15 protein-coding genes are annotated in these 18,377 nt (G+C 63.1%); 12 read left to right on the plus strand and 3 right to left on the minus strand.

Going from position 1 to position 18,377, the window contains the following annotated elements:
* The first annotated feature begins 137 nt into the window (after positions 1–137).
* The 3 genes from ACUXH0_RS25085 to ntrC all read left to right on the plus strand — a co-directional run bounded on the left by ACUXH0_RS25085 (position 138) and on the right by ntrC (position 3,451).
* A complete protein-coding gene (locus tag ACUXH0_RS25085) occupies positions 138–662 on the plus strand; it encodes a hypothetical protein (RefSeq protein ID WP_004626365.1) in 525 nt (174 codons plus the stop codon).
* A gap of 7 nt (positions 663–669) precedes the next feature.
* Positions 670–1,872 (plus strand): nitrogen regulation protein NR(II), encoded by a 1,203-nt coding sequence (glnL, locus tag ACUXH0_RS25090; protein ID WP_004626368.1) that lies wholly within the window; start codon positions 670–672, stop codon positions 1,870–1,872.
* Between the two features lie 70 nt (positions 1,873–1,942).
* Positions 1,943–3,451, plus strand: coding sequence for a nitrogen regulation protein NR(I) (gene ntrC, locus ACUXH0_RS25095; protein ID WP_182594804.1), 1,509 nt, complete (start codon positions 1,943–1,945; stop codon positions 3,449–3,451).
* Positions 3,452–3,566: 115 nt separating this feature from the next.
* Here ntrC and ACUXH0_RS25100 read toward each other — a convergent pair whose 3' ends face one another.
* Positions 3,567–3,896, minus strand: coding sequence for a hypothetical protein (locus ACUXH0_RS25100; RefSeq protein WP_182594803.1), 330 nt, complete (start codon positions 3,894–3,896; stop codon positions 3,567–3,569).
* Between the two features lie 168 nt (positions 3,897–4,064).
* A complete protein-coding gene (locus ACUXH0_RS25105) occupies positions 4,065–4,958 on the minus strand; it encodes an HAD family hydrolase (RefSeq protein WP_004626375.1) in 894 nt (297 codons plus the stop codon).
* A 197-nt stretch (positions 4,959–5,155) separates the two neighbouring features.
* Between ACUXH0_RS25105 and ugpB the strand changes: the two genes are divergently transcribed.
* From ugpB to zapE, 9 genes are all read left to right on the plus strand, one after another.
* Positions 5,156–6,472, plus strand: a complete 1,317-nt coding sequence (gene ugpB / locus ACUXH0_RS25110; protein WP_012435333.1) for a sn-glycerol-3-phosphate ABC transporter substrate-binding protein UgpB — start codon at positions 5,156–5,158, stop codon at positions 6,470–6,472.
* Positions 6,473–6,548: 76 nt separating this feature from the next.
* Entirely contained in the window at positions 6,549–7,430 is an 882-nt protein-coding gene (gene ugpA / locus ACUXH0_RS25115; protein WP_024973031.1) for a sn-glycerol-3-phosphate ABC transporter permease UgpA, read from the plus strand.
* A gap of 18 nt (positions 7,431–7,448) precedes the next feature.
* Positions 7,449–8,297 (plus strand): sn-glycerol-3-phosphate ABC transporter permease UgpE, encoded by an 849-nt coding sequence (gene ugpE, locus ACUXH0_RS25120; RefSeq protein ID WP_012435335.1) that lies wholly within the window; start codon positions 7,449–7,451, stop codon positions 8,295–8,297.
* A gap of 10 nt (positions 8,298–8,307) precedes the next feature.
* A complete protein-coding gene (locus ACUXH0_RS25125) occupies positions 8,308–9,405 on the plus strand; it encodes a sn-glycerol-3-phosphate import ATP-binding protein UgpC (RefSeq protein ID WP_012435336.1) in 1,098 nt (365 codons plus the stop codon).
* On the plus strand, positions 9,402–10,154 hold the full coding sequence (gene ugpQ, locus ACUXH0_RS25130) for a glycerophosphodiester phosphodiesterase (protein ID WP_012435337.1): 753 nt from the start codon (positions 9,402–9,404) through the stop codon (positions 10,152–10,154). The genes ACUXH0_RS25125 and ugpQ overlap by 4 nt, the downstream gene beginning before the upstream one ends.
* Before the next feature lie 291 nt (positions 10,155–10,445).
* Entirely contained in the window at positions 10,446–13,310 is a 2,865-nt protein-coding gene (locus tag ACUXH0_RS25135; protein WP_004626382.1) for a 2-oxoglutarate dehydrogenase E1 component, read from the plus strand.
* A 134-nt stretch (positions 13,311–13,444) separates the two neighbouring features.
* On the plus strand, positions 13,445–14,695 hold the full coding sequence (odhB, locus tag ACUXH0_RS25140; protein WP_012435338.1) for a 2-oxoglutarate dehydrogenase complex dihydrolipoyllysine-residue succinyltransferase: 1,251 nt from the start codon (positions 13,445–13,447) through the stop codon (positions 14,693–14,695).
* Positions 14,696–14,762: 67 nt separating this feature from the next.
* Positions 14,763–16,199, plus strand: coding sequence for a dihydrolipoyl dehydrogenase (gene lpdA, locus ACUXH0_RS25145; protein WP_012435339.1), 1,437 nt, complete (start codon positions 14,763–14,765; stop codon positions 16,197–16,199).
* 100 nt (positions 16,200–16,299) lie between these two features.
* The gene (gene zapE, locus ACUXH0_RS25150) at positions 16,300–17,397 is read left to right on the plus strand and encodes a cell division protein ZapE (protein ID WP_012435340.1); all 1,098 of its coding nucleotides are present in this window, start codon (positions 16,300–16,302) and stop codon (positions 17,395–17,397) included.
* 20 nt (positions 17,398–17,417) lie between these two features.
* Here zapE and ACUXH0_RS25155 read toward each other — a convergent pair whose 3' ends face one another.
* On the minus strand, positions 17,418–18,260 hold the full coding sequence (locus tag ACUXH0_RS25155) for a 2-phosphosulfolactate phosphatase (RefSeq protein WP_012435341.1): 843 nt from the start codon (positions 18,258–18,260) through the stop codon (positions 17,418–17,420).
* Between the last annotated feature and the right edge of the window lie 117 nt (positions 18,261–18,377).

An 18,377-nucleotide genomic window follows, 5' to 3' on the forward strand; every position in this document is an offset into this window, starting at 1 on the left:
ATGTCGGGGCGAAGAGACGGTTGTGAGAGGAGGGGCGGCGCAGGTCGCCCTTCCTTTTTATGAAGCGGAGTTTTGTGGCTAGAATGAGCGTCCGCCGGACTCCGGCGCCCGATCGACGTATCCGCCAGGTTCCATTCATGTTCCGTCCTTCCCCACGCATCGCATCCGGACTGCTTGCCGCCGCCGCGGCGGTGTTTGCCACGCTGTCCGTGCAGGCGCCCGCGTACGCTGATGATGTCTATCTGTGCACCGGCCCGAACGGCGTGCCGGAGTACCGCAACAGCGGCAATGTGAAAGGCTGTAAGAAGTTGACGCTGCCCGATGTAGTAACCGTTCCCGGTACGCGCAGCCCGCGCAGCGCAGGGGCTGCACCCGCACCGGCGCAAAACAATGCAGGTGGCGGTTTCCCCCGCGTGGACAACGCCACGCAGAAGGCACGTGACGGCGAACGCCGCCAGGTGCTGGAGGCCGAGCTGGCAGACGAGGAGCGCAAGCTCCAGGCGTTGAAGACCGAATACAACAACGGTCAGCCCGAGCGCCAGGGCAACGAACGTAACTATCAAAAGTATCTGGACCGCACCGCGCAGTTGAAGGGCGACATCGAGCGCAGCCAGGCCAATGTCGATTCCATCCGCCGGGAGCTGGGCAATCTCAAGGACTAGATGAACCATGCGTCGACTGATCCGCAAAGCGGCACGCCGCGATGAACAGGAACAGACGACGCCATCCGCGCCGTCACCCTCCGCCGCCGGTGTGGAGGTCTCCGTAGGCGAGCCCATCGACGGGCCGCCGCCGATTCCGTTTTCACATGGTGCACCGCCATCATTCCCTGGGCTCGACGCGGTGCCCAATCCCATCCTCTTCGTCCGCCATCCGGCGCTGACGGTCTTCTACGCCAACCCCGCCGCGGAAGCCGCGTTGGCCGTGTCTCGCCGCCAGCTGGTGGAGATGTCGCTGTACGAGCTGTTTGCCGACCCGTCGGAGCTGGGCGAGATGATCGCCACCGTGGCGGCTCGCCAGTTCGATGCCAAGCGGCGCGACGTGTCACTTGAGCGCGTCGGCCATGAGCCGCTGCACGCGCACGCCGTCGTGGGCGCGCTCGACTTTGTGCCCGGATCGGTGCTGCTTGAGCTGCTGCCCAACGAGCAGAAGATCCGTAGCGAGCGCGAGGAGCGTCTGCTCGACCTGACTTCCGCCAACAAAGAGCTGATCCGCAACCTTGCGCACGAGATCAAGAATCCGTTGGGCGGTATTCGCGGCGCGGCGCAGTTGCTGGAGTTCGAACTGCCGGAGCGCTCGCTGCGCGAGTACACGCAGGTGATCATCAAGGAATCCGACCGGCTGCAGACGCTGGTCGACCGCCTGCTGGAACCGCACCGGCATCCACATATCGTTGGCGATGTGAACATCCACGAGGTGCTGGAGCGTGTGCGCTCGGTGGTGCTGGCGGAGTTTCCGCAGGGCTTGCGGATCGTGCGTGACTACGACGCGAGCCTGCCGGAGTTTCGCGGCGACAAGGAGCAGCTCATCCAGGCCGTGCTCAACATCGTTCACAACGCAGCGCATGCGCTGGGCCCTCGCATTGCGCAGGGCGATGGCGAGATCATTCTGCGCACACGCGTCGCACGCAAAGTTACGATTGCAAAACGTCTTTACAAGCTGGCATTGGACTTGCATGTAGTGGACAACGGTCCTGGTATCCCGGACGACATCCGCGAGCGAATCTTCTTCCCGCTGGTGTCCGGCAGGGAGGGGGGAAGTGGGCTGGGCCTGACACTCGCGCAGACGTTCGTGCAGCAGCACGATGGTCTGATCGAATGCGAGAGCAGGCCAGGCCAGACGGATTTCCGCATTCTCGTGCCGCTGCACTGAAGCGCCTCAGCTTCAATAACGCAGCGCGAGGCGGCCCAGGCGAGACGAAGTCAAGCAGACGAACCAACACATGAAGCCAATCTGGATAGTCGACGACGATCAATCCATCCGCTGGGTCCTTGAGAAGGCGCTGGCGCGTGAGAGCCTGCTCTCGCGCAGCTTTACCAACGTGCGCGATGCGCTCAACGCGCTCGACGAAGAAACACCGCAAGTTCTGATCTCGGACGTCCGTATGCCGGGCGGCTCGGGGCTGGATCTGCTGCAGGCCATCAAGGCCAAACACCCTGGACTGCCGGTCATCATCATGACCGCATATTCGGACCTGGACAGCGCCGTGGCGGCGTTCCAGGGCGGCGCGTTTGAATACCTGGCCAAGCCGTTCGACGTGGATCGTGCGGTCGAACTGATCCGCCGCGCGCTGGAAGAGAGCCTGCGCGAGGAGGAAATCGACGATCGCCTGAGCGATGCGCCTGAGATTCTCGGGCAGGCGCCGGCCATGCAGGACGTGTTCCGCGCGATCGGGCGGCTGTCGCAGTCCAACGTGACAGTGCTGATCACCGGCGAATCCGGCACGGGTAAGGAGCTGGTGGCACGGGCGCTGCATAAGCACAGCCCGCGTGCGAACGGCCCCTTTATCGCACTGAACACCGCGGCGATTCCGAAAGACTTGCTGGAATCCGAGCTGTTTGGCCATGAGCGCGGCGCCTTTACTGGCGCGCAGACCATGCGCCGCGGCCGCTTTGAGCAAGCCGAGGGCGGCACGCTGTTCCTCGATGAAATCGGCGACATGCCGTTCGATCTGCAGACGCGCTTACTGCGCGTGCTGTCGGACGGCCACTTCTATCGCGTGGGCGGCCACAACCCGCTCAAGGCCAACGTGCGCGTCATCGCGGCCACGCACCAGAATCTTGAAACCCGCGTCAAGGACGGTCTGTTCCGCGAGGACTTGTTTCACCGCCTGAACGTGATCCGTCTGCGCTTGCCGGCGCTGCGCGAACGCCCGGAAGACATCACGCTGCTGGCGCGCCATTTCTTGCAGAAGAGTGCCAAGGAGCTGGGCGTGGAGCCCAAGCGCATGTCGGACGATGCGCTGGCGCATATCGCCACGCTGCCGTTCCCCGGCAACGTGCGGCAACTGGAAAACCTCTGCAACTGGCTCACTGTGATGGCGCCGGCGCAGACCATTGAAAGCAAGGATCTGCCCGCCGACCTGGTGCGAGGCAACGCGCAGATGCTACCGGTCATGGGCGAGGCCGCGGCTCGCCCAGCCTTCATCGGCGAGCCGTCGCATGGTGGCGAACCGTATGGTGTTACGCCGTCGGTCGATACGTTGCTTGCAAGCTCTGCAGCGGGGGCATCCATCGCAGCAGGTTGGGAGCGCGCGCTCGCGGGCGAGGCCAAGGCCATGCTCGAAGCGGGCCAGCCCGACGTCATGGACGCACTTACGCGACGCTTCGAGAAGGCGATTCTTGAGGCTGCGCTGGGTGTCACGCGCGGGCGTCGTGTTGAAGCGGCAACGCGTCTGGGCATCGGCCGCAACACCATCACGCGCAAATTGCAGGAGCTTGGCTTCGACTGACGTGCCGTCAGCGGGGCCAGTCCACTGGATATCGTCGAGCTTGGCGATTGGGATTGGGCGGATTTCCGATAAGGGAATCCGCCCTTTTTTTGGCGGCCGAGAATGCGTGCTGCGCTTAGTGCAGCTTGTGCTTGAGCTGCGACAGCTCTTCATGCGCGCGAATCACGGCAGATTCCACGGAATGGTCCACCTTGCCGCTGGCGTTCTGGCAGGCCATTTTTGCGCGGTCGGAACAGGCTTCGAGCTTGTCGATGGCTTCTACGAAAGTCAGCTGGTCTTCAGCGCCTTCCAGGCGCGAGTGGCATTGGCGGGCTTGGTCGTCCAGTTGCTGGATCGATTGCTTCAGCGCGTCAGGCACGTCCTTGTGCGAGGCGCAGGTCCGGGCCAGTTCGGCGATGGTGCTTTCCGCATGTTCAAAACGCTGGCGCAGTTTCTCTGGTTGCATGGGGGGCTCCTGTCGGTTGCGTTAAAAAGGCGTTGGCGCCGCATGCACCGTTATGAGGCCGTCACATGGTGCAAAGCGGTGCAACGCCCAATTTCGGCGCAAGCGGCATGCCGCGTGCGGCAAGCGACGCTGGGTCTCCAGCGCGTGTTGCGGTGCAGGAATGCCGCGTCAGTCGCGCGGCGCGGGGAGGGCTAGGGAACGCGCTTCCAGGATGCGCTCGGCGACTTCGGCAAAACCGCCGCCGCCTTCGGCCTCGGTGAGGTACGCGGGGGGCACGGGCAGCGTATCGATCACGTCCAGCACATTGGCCACACCCACCGAGAGCGGGAAGAACTCGAACATTGCCGCATCGTTGGCGGAGTCGCCCACGAACACCCAGCGTTCGCGCTCGGCATGCAGGTCGAGACCGAATGCGCGGCGCGCGAGCGACACGCTGGCGCTCAGCTTGTCGTGCTTGCCGAACCAGCCGTTGACGTGAATCGAACTGACGGTGGCGTGCATCCCGTGCGTACGCATGATGTCGACGATGTGCCGCACGGCGTGCTGCGGCAGCGGCGGGACTTGTTCGGCATGGTCGACGGCCAGATCCGCCGCGTGCCAGGCTTGATCCGTCGCCAGCGCTGAACCCGGCACGGCACGCCGGATCTCTGCACCCACTTCACGGATGCGCTCGAGGTTGCGTGCGCGCGTTTGCGCGTCGTCCACGAAATCGGTGGCCAGATGCCCGCGCGAATCGACGCGCATGGCAAACGCGCCGTTCTCGCCGATCACCGCATCAACGGGCCACAACCGCGCAATGACTTCGCACCAGGCAATCGACCGGCCGGTGACGGGCACGACCTTGATGCCGGCGCGATGCAAGCGCTCCAGCGCCGAGTACGTGTGCGCGGGCAGCTTGCCCTTCGTCGTGAGGGTTCCATCCACGTCGGTGAAGATGCCGGTGATATTGCGCAGTGCATCATCCGAGAGCTGATGCAGGGCCAGCGGAACACGCCGGTCGGCAACGAGGGGCGCGGTTCCAGGCGAGTCTGGAGCGGCAGGAGTGGTGGGTGGAGCGAGCATGCTGCGAGTGCAATAGAGAGTGTCTTCAACCCATTCTAACGGCCGTTGCAAGCCAAACCTTGGAGGGATTTCCCGATTTCTTTGTGACAGAAAGGCAAGTAACATCCCGCTGTCATAAAAATGACCGACCGTGCATATACAGTCGGCGCGCCGTGGGCAGAGCGAGGGAGCCCGCCGGGTCGAAACAAGGAGAAATGATGTCGATCAAGAAGATTGCGGGGGCGGCGGCAGTACTGGCCGCGTGTACGTTTGCGCAAGGCGCGTACGCAGTGACGGAAATCCAATGGTGGCATTCGATGGAAGGCGCCTTGAACGACAAGGTGAACGAGATCGCCACCAAGTTCAACGCCAGCCAGTCCGACTACAAGATCGTGCCGGTCTACAAGGGCCAATACGATGAATCGCTGGCTGCGGGCATTGCGGCGTTCCGCGCCGGCAATGCACCGGCCATCCTGCAAGTGTTCGAGGTTGGTACCGCAACGATGATGAACGCCAAGGGCGCCATTGTGCCGGTGGCCAAGATCATGAAGGACGCCGGCGAGAAGTTCGACCCGAAGGCCTATGTGCCGGCCGTGGCGGGCTACTACACGTCGAACAAGGGCGAGATGCTGTCGTTCCCGTTCAACAGTTCGACGACGATCATGTATTACAACAAGGACGCCTTCAAGAAGGCTGGCCTTGACCCGAACAAGCCGCCCGCAACGTGGCAGGAAGTGGCTGTCGATGCGGCCAAGCTGAAGGCAGCTGGTGTGCCCTGCGGTTACACGACCGACTGGCAGTCATGGGTGCATCTGGAGAGCTTCTCGGCGTGGCACAACGTGTCGTTCGCGACCGAGAACAACGGCTTTGGTGGCGCCAAGGCCCGCTTGAACTTCAACGGTCCGGTGCAGATCAAGCACATCGAGAACCTGCTCGACATGCAGAAGAAGGGCTACTTCACCTACGCCGGCCGCAAGGACGAGCCGAAGGCGAAGTTCATCGCGGGTGAGTGCGCCATGCACACGGGTTCGTCGGCAGCGCTGGCGAACATCCGCAAGAACGCCAAGTTCAACTTCAGCCCGGCACCGCTGCCGTATGAAGCCGGCGTGCCGGGTGCCCCGCAGAACACGATCATCGGCGGCGCTTCGCTGTGGGTGATGGGCGGCCACAAGGCTGAAGAGTACAAGGGCGTGGCGAAGTTCTTCACGTTCCTGTCGCGTCCGGAAATGCAGGCCGACTGGCACCAGTCGACGGGTTATCTGCCCGTGACGCTGGAAGCGTATGAGCTGACCAAGAAGTCCGGCTTCTATGAGAAGAACCCGGGCGCCGACGTGGCCGTCAAGCAGATGATCGTCAAGACGACCGACAAGTCGCGCGGCATTCGTCTGGGCAACTTCCCGCAGATCCGTCAGGTGATCGACGAAGAGCTGGAATCCGTCTGGGCGGGCAAGAAGACGCCGAAGGAAGCGCTGGACACGGCAGTGTCACGCGGCAACGAGCTGCTCGTCCGCTTCGAGAAGACCGTCAAGGAATAAGCGCCGATTCGGCGCTCGTCTAAACCGCCGGCCTCGTGCGCTTGCACCGGCCGGCGGTGCGTTTTTGGAATGTCGCATGGAAAAACGCGTCGTTTTCCGATCGCGCTGGCTGCCGTATGTGCTGGTCGCCCCGCAGATCGTCGTCACTCTGGTGTTCTTCTTCTGGCCCGCGGGGCAGGCGCTGTATCAGTCGCTGCTGCGCCAGGATGCCTTCGGCATCAACCTCGAATTCGTGGGGCTGGAGAACTTTCACGACCTGTTTGCCGATCCGACCTATCTCGGTTCGTTCAAGACCACGGCCGTATTCGCCATTGGCGTCGCGCTGGTCGGTCTCGGCACCTCGCTGGCGCTGGCGTACTTTGCTGATCGCGCGTTGCGTGGCGCCACGTTCTACAAGACCCTGCTGATCTGGCCGTATGCGATTGCACCGGCTGTGGCGGGTGTGCTGTGGAGCTTCCTCTTCAACCCGTCACTGGGCATCGTGTCGTTCGTGATCCGCAGGATGGGCGTGGACTGGAACTTCGTGCTCAACGGCGGGCAGGCACTGACGCTGGTGGTCATCATCGCGGCGTGGAAGCAGATCAGCTACAACTTCCTCTTCTTCCTGGCTGGGCTGCAGAGCATTCCGAAGTCGCTGATCGAAGCAGCCGCCATTGACGGTGCCGGGCCGTGGAGGCGCTTCTGGTCGATCGTCTTTCCGCTGCTGTCGCCCACCACGTTCTTCCTGATGGTGGTGAACGTTGTGTATGCGTTCTTCGACACCTTCGCCATCATCGATTCGGTCACGCAGGGCGGCCCGTTCAAGGCGACGGAGACGCTGGTGTTCAAGGTTTATCAAGACGGCGTGCGCGGTCTGGATATCGGCGGATCGGCGGCTCAGTCGGTGATCCTCATGGGCTTGGTCATCGTGCTGACGATCGTCCAGTTCCGTTACGTTGAACGCAAAGTCCAATACTGAAAGGAGGGCAACCGCACCATGATTGAACGCCGTCCGCTCCTGGACTTCCTCACCCACGTCGTGCTGATTCTCGGTGTGATCGTCGTGGCGTTTCCGGTGTACGTCGTATTCGTCGCGTCGTCGTTGACGGCCGAAGACGTGCTGCAGGCGCCCATGACGCTGATCCCCGGTCCGCATCTCATCGAAAACTACCGCACGGTGCTCACGTCGGGCATGGGCAACTCGGCCACGCCGGTCGGCACCATGCTCATGAACAGCCTGATCATGGCGTTGGGCATCTCGCTCGGGAAGATCGCGATCTCCATCATCTCGGCGTTTGCGATCGTCTATTTCAAGTTCCCGCTGCGCAAGACGTTCTTTTGGCTCATCTTCGTCACGCTGATGCTTCCGGTGGAAGTGCGGATCCTGCCCACGTACAAAGTGGTGTCGGATCTCGGCATGCTGAACAGCTACGCGGGCCTGACGATCCCGATCATCGCGTCGGCCACCGCCACGTTCCTGTTCCGGCAGTTCTTCCTGACGATTCCCGATGAATTGGCGGAAGCTGCGCGCATCGATGGCGCCGGCCCGCTCAAGTTCTTTTGGGACGTGGTGCTGCCGCTCTCGCGCACCAGCATCGCGGCATTGTTCGTGATCCAGTTCATCTACGGCTGGAACCAGTATCTCTGGCCGCTCCTGATCACGACGGAAAAGAACATGACGCCCATTGTGCTGGGCGTGACGCAAATGATCTCCCGCTCCGGCGATTCCGCCACCGACTGGAACCTGCTGATGGCCACCGTGATGCTGGCCATGTTGCCGCCCGCGGCAATCGTGATCGGCATGCAGCGGTGGTTCGTGAAGGGCCTCGTCGAAACCGAAAAGTAAAAGAAGCAAGATGGCAAAACTTTCGCTACGCAACGTCCAGAAGCACTATGCCAACCTCCAGGTCGTGCACGGCATCGACATGGAAATCGGCGACGGGGAGTTCATCGTCATCGTCGGGCCCTCGGGCTGCGGCAAATCCACGCTGCTGCGCATGGTGGCGGGCCTGGAGCCCATCACCGGCGGCGAGGTATGGATTGGCGACCGCGTCGTCAACGAACTCGAGCCGGCCGAGCGCGATATCGCGATGGTGTTCCAGAACTACGCGCTGTATCCGCACATGAGCGTGTTCGACAACATGGCCTACGGGCTGAAGATCCGCGGCTTGCCCAAGAGCGATATCCAGGCGCGCGTGGAGCAGGCGGCGGGCATTCTTGAACTCGGCAAGCTCTTGGATCGAAAGCCGCGCCAGCTCTCGGGCGGCCAACGCCAGCGTGTGGCCATGGGCCGCGCGATCGTGCGTGAGCCGGCAGTGTTCCTGTTCGACGAGCCGCTCTCCAACCTGGACGCCAAGCTGCGCGTGCAGATGCGCCTGGAGCTGAAAGATCTGCATCGCCGCTTGCGCACGACGAGTCTGTACGTCACGCACGATCAGGTTGAGGCGATGACGCTGGCCGATCGCATGATGGTGCTCAACGGTGGCCGGGTCGAACAGATCGGCACACCGCTGGAGGTGTACTCGCGTCCGGCCAGCACGTTCGTGGCGGGCTTCATCGGCTCTCCGCCGATGAACCTCGTGCCCGTGTCGCGCAATGCGGGTGGTGGCACGCAGATTCGGGTGGACGGAGCGAAGGAGAGCGATGCCGCCGCCACGCTCGGCCACTTGCCGATGGGCCTTCATCTGCCCGAGCGCGCGCTCATGGGTTTGCGTCCCGAACATATCGAGTCGTGCTCGGCTGACGAGGCCATCGCCTTCATCGACGTGCGCGTGGTGGAGGCCCTCGGCGCGGATGCATTCGCGTACGGCGCCCTGGCCGGCCATCCGGTCGTGGTCCGCCTTGAGCCGCACGCCAGCGTAAAGGCGGGCGACAAGCTACCCATCACCGCGTCGGCCGAGCATCTGCATTGGTTCGACCCCCAAACCACGCGCCGCATCGAGGCCCTGGCATGACCGGCGCGCGCGCATTGCCGGCGTGGCCGTATCCGCGTGCCATTGCTCACCGTGGGGCAGGGAAGCTGGCGCCGGAGAACACGCTGGCGGCCTTCCGCCACGGCGCCTCGTTCGGCTACCGCATGTTCGAATTCGACGTGAAGCTCTCTGGCGACAGCGCATCGGTCCTGTTGCACGACGCCACGCTGGATCGGACCACGAACGGCGCCGGCCGCCTCGATGCGCTCACGCTCGGGCAGATCGCGCAACTGGATGCGGGCAGCTGGCACAGCCCAGCCTACGCTGGCGAGCCAGTGCCCACGCTGGCCGCCATCGCGCGCTACCTGCGCGCCAACGGATTCCTCGCCAATATCGAGATTAAGCCGGTGCCGGGCGTCGAGTGGCGCACGGGCGCTGCTGTCGCGCTCGACGCCCGCACGTTGTGGGCCGGCGCCGAGGTGCCGCCGCTGCTGTCGTCGTTTTCCGAAGATGCGCTGGCTGCGGCGCGCGAAGCTGTGCCGGAATTGCCTCGCGCGTTGCTGCTCGACAAGCTCCCGGCCGATTGGCTCGATCGCCTGCGCGCATTGGATTGTGTTGCGCTCGACGCCAACCATCGCGAACTGACGCCCGAGATCATTGACCAGGCACACGCCGCAGGCTTTCGCGTCTGCTGCTATACCGTCAACGACCTGGATCGCGCACACCTGCTTTGGAGCGCGGGACTGGACAGTTTGATCACCGATTGGGTAGATCGTATTTCGCCCGCCTGAATGTGACGGAAGCATGGTTTTGACGTGGCATAACAAGGATCGTTTGTCACGTCAAAGAATCAGAATATTGCTTATAAACATGCTATGCTTCTGCCTCGTGAAGACTTAGGTCCTTCCCGCACAACTTGTCTGTAAAAGCTGTCTCGGTACCCCCTTTCTGCCATGCGCGATCCGGTCCGACCAGGTGATTTCAGGCGATTTAGTTTGCGATCCGCTAACCGGTCAAGCCGTGTCGCGGAAGGTTGATGAACCCGCTGAACTCCGGCAGACCCGGAGAAAAGTGAGCGCCCCATGACAGAGCTGTATAAGCAGTACCTGGACACTTCGTACCTGTCCGGCGGTAACGCCGCCTACGTTGAAGATCAGTACGAAGCGTACCTTCAAGATCCCACGTCCGTTAGCGAGGCACTGCGCGCGTACTTCGATGCGCTGCAGAACGTCCCCGCCGTCGACGGTTCCAACGCCCGGGATATCCCCCACGCCCCCATCGTCACATCGTTCGCAGAGCGCGCCAAGCATGGCCCGATCCGCACGATTGTCGCGTCTGCCGATTCCGATATGGGTCGCAAGCGCGTGGCGGCGACGCAGCTGGTGGCTGCCTACCGCAATGTGGGCCTGCGTTGGGCCGATCTTGACCCGCTCAAGCGTCAGGAGCGCCCCCCGGTTCCGGATCTGGACCCGGCTTTCTACGGTTTCACCGAAGCCGACCAGGACATCGTTTTCAACGCCAGCAATACGTATTTCGGCAAGGAATCGATGAGCCTGCGCGAGCTGGTCAATAACCTGCGCGAAACGTACTGCGGCTCGATCGGCGCTGAGTTCATGTACATCAGCGACCAGGCGCAAAAGCGCTGGTGGCAGGAGCGTCTGGAAACCATCCGCTCCAAGCCGACGTTCTCGGCTGAAAAGAAGAAGCACATCCTGGAACGCCTGACGGCCGCTGAAGGCCTCGAGCGTTTCCTGCATACGAAGTACGTCGGTCAGAAGCGCTTCTCGCTGGAAGGCGGCGAGAGCTTCATCGCGGCGATGGACGAACTGATCCAGCATTCCGGCGCCAAGGGCGTGCAGGAAATCGTGATCGGCATGGCCCACCGCGGCCGTCTGAACGTGCTGGTCAACACGCTGGGCAAGATGCCGGCCGACCTGTTTGCCGAATTCGAAGGCAAGCACGTGGACGACCTGCCGGCCGGTGACGTGAAGTACCACAAGGGCTTCTCGAGCGACGTGACCACCCCCGGTGGCCCTGTCCACCTGTCGCTGGCGTTCAACCCGTCGCACCTGGAAATCGTCAACCCGGTCGTGGAAGGGTCGGTCAAGGCGCGCCAGGAGCGCCGCGACGACAAGCACGGCGCGCAAGTGCTGGCTGTGCAAGTGCACGGTGACGCGGCCTTCGCCGGCCAGGGCGTTGTGATGGAAACGCTGAACCTTGCGCAAACGCGTGGTTATGGCACGGGCGGCACGATCCACATCGTCATCAACAACCAGATCGGTTTCACGACGTCGGACCCGCGCGACTCGCGCTCGACGCTGTACTGTACCGATGTGGTCAAGATGATTGAAGCGCCGGTGCTGCACGTCAACGGCGACGATCCGGAAGCGGTCGTGCTGGCCATGCAACTGGCCGTGGACTTCCGTACGGAGTTCCAGAAGGACATCGCGGTCGACATCATCTGCTTCCGCAAGCTCGGCCACAACGAGCAAGACACGCCGGCAATGACGCAGCCGCTGATGTACAAGAAGATCGGCACGCACCCTGGCACGCGCAAGCTCTACGCAGACAAGCTTGTCACGCAGAACACGCTGAAGGCAGAAGAGCCGGACGCCCTGGTGCAGGAATTCCGCGCCGCCATGGACGCGGGCAAGCACACGGTTGATCCGGTGCTGTCGAACTTCAAGAACAAGTTCGCAGTGGATTGGCTGCCGTTCCTGAACCGCAAGTGGACGGATGCAGCCGATACCGCCGTGCCGATGGCCGAACTCAAGCGTCTGGCCGAGCGCATCACCGCCATCCCCGATCACTTCAAGCTGCACCCGCTGGTTGAGAACGTCGTCAACAACCGCGCCAAGATGGGCAAGGGCGAGCAGGCGCTGGACTGGGGCATGGGCGAGCACCTGGCTTTCGCATCGCTGGTGGCGTCGGGCTACCCCGTGCGCATCACTGGTCAGGACGCCGGTCGCGGTACGTTCACGCACCGCCACGCCGTGCTGCACGATCAGAACCGCGAGCGTTGGGACGCCGGCAGCTACATCCCGCTGCAGAACGTGTCGGAAAGCCAGGCTCCCTTTACGGTGATCGACTCGGTGCTGTCGGAAGAGGCCGTGATGGGCTTCGAGTACGGCTATTCGTCGGCTGAGCCGAACACGCTGGTGATCTGGGAAGCCCAGTTCGGTGACTTCGCCAACGGCGCACAGGTGGTGATCGACCAGTTCATCTCGTCGGGCGAAGTGAAGTGGGGCCGCGCCTCGGGTCTGACGCTGATGCTGCCGCACGGCTACGAAGGCCAAGGTCCGGAGCACAGCTCGGCACGCCTGGAGCGCTACCTGCAGCTCTGCGCAGACCACAACATGCAAGTGGTGCAGCCGACCACCCCGGCGCAGATCTTCCACCTGCTGCGTCGCCAGATGATCCGGATGTTCCGCAAGCCGCTGATCATCCTGACGCCGAAGTCGCTGCTGCGCAGCAAGGACGCTGTGTCGCCGTTGTCCGACCTGGCCAAGGGCCATTTCGAGACGGTGATCGCCGATACGGCCGAAGATCTGAACGCCGCCAAGGTCAAGCGCGTCGTGGCCTGCTCGGGCAAGGTCTACTACGACCTGGTCAACGCCCGTAAGGAACGCGGTCTGACCGACACGGCCATCATCCGCGTGGAACAGCTCTATCCGTTCCCGCACAAGGCGTTCGCAGCCGAGCTGAAGAAGTATCCGAACCTCGCTGAAGTGGTGTGGTGCCAGGACGAGCCGCAGAACCAGGGCGCCTGGTTCTTCGTGCAGCACTACATCCTCGAGAACATGACCGAGGGTCAGAAGCTGGGCTACGCAGGCCGCCCGGCATCGGCATCGCCGGCTGTGGGCTACTACGCCAAACACAACGAGCAGCAAAAGGCGCTGATCGATGCCGCGTTTGGCAAGCTCAAGGGCTTCGTGCTGAACAAGTAAGCGACATCTGCACCAAGGCGGCAGCTTCGGCTGTCGCCTTGACGCATCTTCGCTCCCGAATTCCACCGTCTATCGAATTAGCGCGGCTCCCGAACGAGAGGAGCACGTGCACATGAATCCAAGGAAGCACCGAAATGGCTATCGTTGAAGTCAAGGTCCCGCAGTTTTCCGAGTCCGTTGAAGAAGGCACGCTGATCTCCTGGAAGAAGAAGCCGGGCGAAGCCGTGGCCCAGGACGAAATCCTGATCGAAGTCGAGACCGACAAGGTCGTGCTGGAAGTGCCGGCCCCGTCGGCTGGCGTGCTGGCTGAAGTGCTGGTGGCTGACGGCGCAACCGTGACGTCGGAGCAGCTGCTGGCCAAGATCGACACCGAAGGCAAGGCAGGCGCCGCCGCTCCGGCTGCTGCTGCTCCGGCTCCCGCAGCCGCTGCACCGGCACCGGTTGCTGCTCCGGCCGCCGCCGCTACGGGTGGCGTGGCCATGCCGTCGGCTGCCAAGCTGATGGCTGAGAACAACCTGTCGGCTGGCCAGGTGGCCGGCACGGGCCGCGATGGCCGCATCACCAAGGGCGACGTGCTGGGTGCCGTAGCCGGTGGCGCCAAGCCGGCTGCTGCTGCCGCTCCGCAGGCTGCACGTCCGGCGCTGCAGCAAGTGGCTGCACCGGTGGACTTCGCCGCCCTGGGCGACCGTCCGGAAGAGCGCGTGCCGATGAGCCGCCTGCGCGCCCGTATTGCCGAGCGCCTGGTGCAGTCGCAATCGACCAACGCCATCCTCACCACCTTCAACGAAGTCAACATGAAGCCGGTGATGGACTTGCGCGCCAAGTTCAAGGACCAGTTCGAGAAGACTCACGGCGTGAAGCTGGGCTTCATGTCGTTCTTCGTGAAGGCGGCTGTCCACGCGCTGAAGAAGTACCCCGTGATCAACGCATCGGTTGACGGCAACGACATCGTCTACCACGGCTACTTCGACATCGGTATCGCTGTTGGCTCGCCGCGCGGCCTGGTGGTGCCCATCCTGCGCAATGCCGACCAGATGAGCCTGGCCGATATCGAGAAGAAGATTGCTGAATTCGGCCAGAAGGCCAAGGACGGCAAGCTGACGCTGGACGACCTGACCGGCGGTACGTTCTCGATCTCGAACGGCGGCACGTTCGGCTCGATGCTGTCGACCCCGATCATCAACCCGCCGCAATCGGCCATCCTGGGCGTGCACGCCACCAAGGATCGCGCCGTAGTGGAGAACGGCCAGGTCGTGGTTCGCCCGATGAACTACCTGGCCATGTCCTACGACCACCGCATCATCGACGGCCGCGAAGCCGTTCTGGGTCTGGTGGCGATGAAGGAAGCGCTGGAAGACCCGGCCCGCCTGCTGCTGGATCTCTAATCGACCGCGTTGATGACACGAGACGCCGCCCACGCTGTGCGGCGGCGTCCGAATCGAGGATTTCTCCATGAGCAAAGAATTTGACGTGCTGGTGATCGGCGCCGGCCCCGGCGGTTACATCGCCGCCATCCGCGCTGGCCAGCTGGGCCTGAACGTGGCCTGCTGCGAAGACAACCCCTACGACGATCCGAAGGGCGAGCCGCGCCTGGGTGGCACCTGCCTGAACGTCGGCTGCATTCCTTCGAAGGCGCTGCTGGCCTCGTCGGAAGAGTTCGAGAACGTGAATCACCACCTGGCCGATCACGGCATCACGGTGGATGGCGTCAAGGTCGACGTGGCCAAGATGCTCAAGCGCAAGGACGACATCGTCGGCAAGATGACGAAGGGTATCGAGTTCCTGTTCCGCAAGAACAAGGTGACGCTGCTCAAGGGCCATGGCAAGTTCGTCGGCAAGACTGACGCCGGCTATCAGGTCGAAATCGCAGGCAAGGCCGGCACGGAAGTCGTGACCGCCAAGCACGTGATCATCGCCACGGGCTCGAAGGCTCGCCATCTGCCGGGCGTGAAGGTCGACAACGTGACCATTGCCGACAACGAAGGCGCACTGAAATTTGGCGAAGTGCCGAAGAAGCTGGGCGTGATCGGCGCTGGCGTGATCGGCCTGGAACTAGGCTCGGTGTGGCGCCGTCTGGGTGCCGAAGTGACGATTCTCGAAGCGCTGCCGAGCTTCCTCGGTGCGGCGGACGAATCCGTCGCCAAGGAAGCCAACAAGCTGCTGACCAAGCAGGGCCTGAAGATCAACGTCGGCGTGAAGGTTGGCGAGATCGAATCGTCGGCCAAGGGCGTGAAGGTCAACTACACCGACGCTGCCGGCGCTGCGCAAGTGCTGGAGTGCGACAAGCTGATCGTGTCGATCGGCCGCGTGCCGAACACCGACAACCTGGGCCTGGAAGCGATCGGCCTGGCGGCGGATCAGCGTGGCTTTATCGAAGTGGACGACCACTGCGCGACCAAGCTGCCGAACCTGTGGGCGATCGGCGACGTGGTGCGTGGCCCGATGCTGGCGCACAAGGCAGAAGACGAAGGCGTGGCTGTGGCCGAGCGCATCGTCGGCCAAAAACCGCACATCGACTACAACTGCATTCCGTGGGTCATCTACACGTACCCGGAAATTGCATGGGTGGGCAAGACGGAGCAGCAGCTCAAGGCCGAAGGCCGTGAGACCAAGGCCGGCCAGTTCCCGTTCCTGGCCAACGGCCGTGCGCTGGGCATGGGCGCATCCGACGGTTTCGTGAAGGTCATCGCCGATGCGAAGACCGATGAAATCCTGGGCGTGCACATCGTCGCAGCCAACGCCTCGGACCTGGTTGCCGAAGCCGTGGTAGCGATGGAGTTCAAGGCTGCGGCCGAAGACATCGGCCGTATCTGCCATCCGCACCCGTCGATGTCGGAAGTGATGCGCGAAGCTGCGCTGGCTGTCGACAAGCGTCAGCTCAATATGTAAATCGCAAGCCGCAAGGCAAGCACGATGCCCGGTGAATCCACAAGATTGCCGGGCATCGGTCCATTTGGGCGCGCAAACGGGCCCCAAGAAGATCAAGCAGATGAATGTCCAGGAAACCTACCTACAGGAACTGAAGGCGCGCGGCTATCGGCCCGACGAAGCGCAGCAACGCGCCGTCGACCGCCTGCAGCGGTGTTACGACGAATGGGTTGCCTACAAGGCCCGTCGTTCGAATGCGCTGCGCAAGATGCTCGTGCGGCCCGATTTGCCCCGTGGCGTCTACATGTGGGGCGGGGTGGGGCGCGGCAAGTCGTTCTTGATGGATGCGTTCTATAGCTGCGTGCCGTTGGTGCGCAAGACGCGACTGCACTTTCACGAGTTCATGCGCGAAGTGCATCGCCAACTGGAAGAGCTGCGCGGTCGCGCCGATCCGCTGGACGAACTGGCCCGCCGCATCGCCAAGCGCTACCGCCTGATCTGCTTTGACGAATTCCACGTCAGCGACGTTGCCGACGCAATGATCCTGCATCGCTTGCTGGATCAGCTGTTTGCCAACGGCGTGCAGTTTGTGATGACGTCCAACTATCGGCCCGACTTGCTGTATCCGGACGGCCTGCATCGCGACCGCGTGCTGCCGGCCATTGCGCTGCTGCAGGAGAAGCTCGACGTCCTCAACGTCGACGCAGGCGTCGACTACCGCAAGCGGGCGATGGAGCAGGTGCAGGCGTACTACACGCCATTGGGCGCCAAGGCCAACTCGGCGTTGCGCGATGCGTTTACGGCGGTGGCCGGAGTGTCGGACGAGTCGCCGGTGCTGCGCATCGAGCATCGTGAGATTCGGGCAGCCCGTAAGGCCGGCGGTGTGGTGTGGTTCGACTTCGCCACGCTGTGCGGGGGACCGCGCTCACAGAACGATTACCTGGAAATCGCGTCGCGCTTTCATACCGTCATCTTGGCCGATGTACCGAAGATGACGCCGCGCATGGCATCCGAAGCGCGCCGCTTCACGTGGCTGATCGACGTGTTCTACGACCACAAGGTCAAGCTGCTGATGTCGGCCGAGGTGCCGGCAGACGAGCTGTACACCGAAGGCCAGATGGCCAACGAATTCCAACGCACCGTGTCGCGCATCGTCGAGATGCAGTCGCGCGAATACCTCGAGGCACCTCGCCGCGAAGTGGACACGTCACTGACGTGATTGCGCTCAGTGCCGAGTGCCTAGTGTGACGTCGGTGGCGGGTTGCGGTGCGACGGCGGTGCCTGCGCGGGCCGCAGGTTTGCGCCAAAGAAGTCCTGCGGCAGGCGTTCGGTCTTGCGATTGACGTTGCGGAACGCGCCTTCCACCAGCATGGGGGCGACGTTGCTCACATCGGTTTGCGAGGCCATGGTCACGTCTTCGGTAAAGCCGCGTTCGCACAGCTCGCGGCCCGATACCGAATCAAGCAGCCACGCTTTCATCATGCCGGTCTGCGACGCCTCGCGATAGATCGCGCGGGCCGCGAGCGCTTCCGGCGACAGCGCTTGCGGCAGGAACCCCGCCACCGTTTCCGACAGGTGGTGCACGATCGCACCGGCGGCCAGCCAGTCTTCCAGGGCTGGGCGCAGGCTGCCGTCGGCCCAGCGCTCTCCTGATGCCACCACGGCCACGCGTCGGCCCAGCCGCGAGGCCGCTTCAGCTACCGCACGCGCGTTGCGCAGGCAGCCAGCAAACGTCGGCGTCGATCCGGTGGCGAGTGCCAGCGTTGCCCCATTAGGCGAGGGCAGGACGAGGCTGCTGCCCATTGGCAATTCACGCAGCGACGCTGGCGAGAGCGTATAGCCCGCCTGGCTTCGGTTGTAGCCCGCCAGCATGGCACCTGCGCGGCGCGCGAAGGTTTCAGCGCTGGCGTCGCGCCATGGGTACGGATAGATCCGTGCCCCGCGCGCCACGGCCACGTCCACACAGGTGCAGAAGGACAGCACGTCCACGACGATGACGGCGTCGCAATGTGGCGCCAGCGCGGATGCTCCGTGCTCGCCCCATTCACAGTGGATGTTGTACAGGCTGAATTCGGTTGCCATGTCGCGCCCTCCTGTTTGCCTGGTTCAGCTATCCACTATAGGCGGCGATATTTTTTTATGGGAAGGTAGGGTGGTTGGAGTGCCTTGAGAATCGCATTTTCCGCTGATTGTTATTGC

The sequence above is a fragment of the Ralstonia sp. 110700041-2 genome (assembly GCF_056280165.1).